The following is a 1,766-nucleotide window of genomic DNA, read 5'->3' as shown; positions in this document are numbered from 1 at the left end:
GCCCACGGGCGTGCGGTCATTTGACGCCGACCGCCATCGACTGGGTCCCCGTCAGCCGGCGCACCCAGTTGTCCCCGAACCCTGCCCCGGCCAGCCAGCGCCGGCAGTCCGCGCCGGTGAAGTCGAAGCCGCCCGTGGTCTCTATGAGCATGTTGAGGCTCGTCAGCAGCCCGGTCGCGTTCTCCCGCCGGTCGTCGTCGATCAGCGCCTCGCAGACGATGACGGCCCCGCCCTCGGGCAGCGCCTCGTACGCCTTGCGGAGCAGCATGCGCTTGGTGGGCAGGTCCCAGTCGTGCAGGACGTGGCCGAGTATCAGCACGTCGGCGGTGGGCAGCGGCCCGGTGAGGAAGTCGCCGCCGGTGAAGGAGAGGCGGTCGGCGAGGCCGCTTCGCTCCAGGAGGCCGTGGAAGTTCCCGGCGACGGCCGGCAGGTCGAAGCCGATGCCCTCCAGGTGGGGCCGTTCGCGCAGCAGATGGGTGAGCAGCGCGCCCTCGGCGCAGCCGATGTCGGCGACGGTGCGGTGTCCGGACCAGTCGAAGGCTTCGGCGAGGGCGTGCGCGGAGCGGGCGGAGAGGCCGGTCATGGCCTGCTGGAACTCCGTGAGCCGGGCGGGCTCCTCGTAGAGCGAGTCGAAGAGGTCGCCGCCGTCCCGGCTCTTCTTGACCTCGTTCTGCGGCTCTCCGGTGCGCAGCGCTTCGGCGAGGCCGCCCCAGAAGTCGTACAGGCGGTTGTCGGCCATCTCCAGGAAGCCGCCGATGTAGGTGGACCGGCCGCGGTCCAGATAGCGGGCGGTGGAGGGCGTGTTGGCGTACGTGCCGCAGTCGCCCCCCGGACCTTCCGGGTCGTCTGGTCCATCCAGTCCGTCCGGGACGCCGTCGGCGAGGTCGCCGCCGGTACGGTGCAGCATGCCGAGCGCCACGAGCGCGTCCAGGAAGTCGCGGGCGGAGCGCGGGTGCAGGTCGAGCCGGGCGCGCAGCTCCTCGTACGGCATGGGGCGCTCGGCCAGCACCGTGAACAGATCGAGGCGGACCGCGCTGAGCAGGACCTTCGCCGCCTGGAAGCCCAGCCCGACCTCAAGGATGCGGTCGGGGGAAGCGGCGTGGTCCCGCTCAGTGCGTGGGTACTGCATGGTGGCTCTCCTCGTGGGCGTCAGCGGTGACCGGCCGGGTTCGGCGATCACTGCGTCCGTACCCGCTCAGCCGTTCCGGCCACGTCCAGGAGCCGGTCGACGTCGGCCTCGGTGTTGTAGAGGTGGAAGGCGGCGCGGAGGTTTCCGGCGCGGTTGGAGAGCTGGATGCCCTGGGCGGCGAGGCGGGGCGCCTGGTGGCCGAGGGCGGGGACGGAGACGATGGCCGAGCCCTCGGCGGGTACGGGCGTGTGGCCGAGGTCGGCGAGGCCGTGGCGGAAGCGGTCGGCGAGGGCGCGGTCGTGGGCGCCGATGGCGTCGACGCCCAGGTCCTCGATGAGGGCGAGCGAGTGCCGGGCGGCGACGTACGAGTAGAGGCTGGGGCTCTCGTCGAAGCGGCGGGCGGAGCGGGCGAGTTCCTCGACGGGCCCGTAGCAGCTGTCCCAGGGCTTCTCGCCGGAGACCCAGCCCGCGAAGGACGGCGTGAGCGGGGTCACGGCGGGGTCGGCAGGGTCGCCGGGGGTGGTGAGGAAGGCGGTGCCGCGCGGGCAGAGCAGCCACTTGTAGCAGACCGCCGCCGTGTAGTCGTAGGCGCCCGCGTCCACCGGGAACCACCCGACCGCCTGGCTCACGTCGATGA

At 72.7% G+C, this 1,766-nt stretch carries 1 protein-coding gene and 1 pseudogene; both read right to left on the bottom strand.

What is annotated here, in order from left to right; translation table 11 throughout:
* Nucleotides 1-16 precede the first annotated feature (16 nt).
* Entirely contained in the window at nt 17-1,129 is a 1,113-nt protein-coding gene (locus ACFU99_RS42675; protein ID WP_384403911.1) for a methyltransferase, read from the bottom strand.
* Nucleotides 1,130-1,176: 47 nt separating this feature from the next.
* Nucleotides 1,177-1,766, bottom strand: a pseudogene (locus ACFU99_RS42670) (aminotransferase); the annotation flags it as partial.

It is taken from the genome of Streptomyces sp. NPDC057654, assembly GCF_042800135.1.
Taxonomy (GTDB): domain Bacteria; phylum Actinomycetota; class Actinomycetes; order Streptomycetales; family Streptomycetaceae; genus Streptomyces.
This window is presented reverse-complemented; position numbering and strand designations above follow the sequence as displayed.

Coding starts and splice junctions, on each gene's coding strand:
- ACFU99_RS42675 (WP_384403911.1), bottom strand. CDS start 1,129: ATGCAGTACCCACGCACTGAGCGGGACCACGCCGCTTCCCCCGACCGC.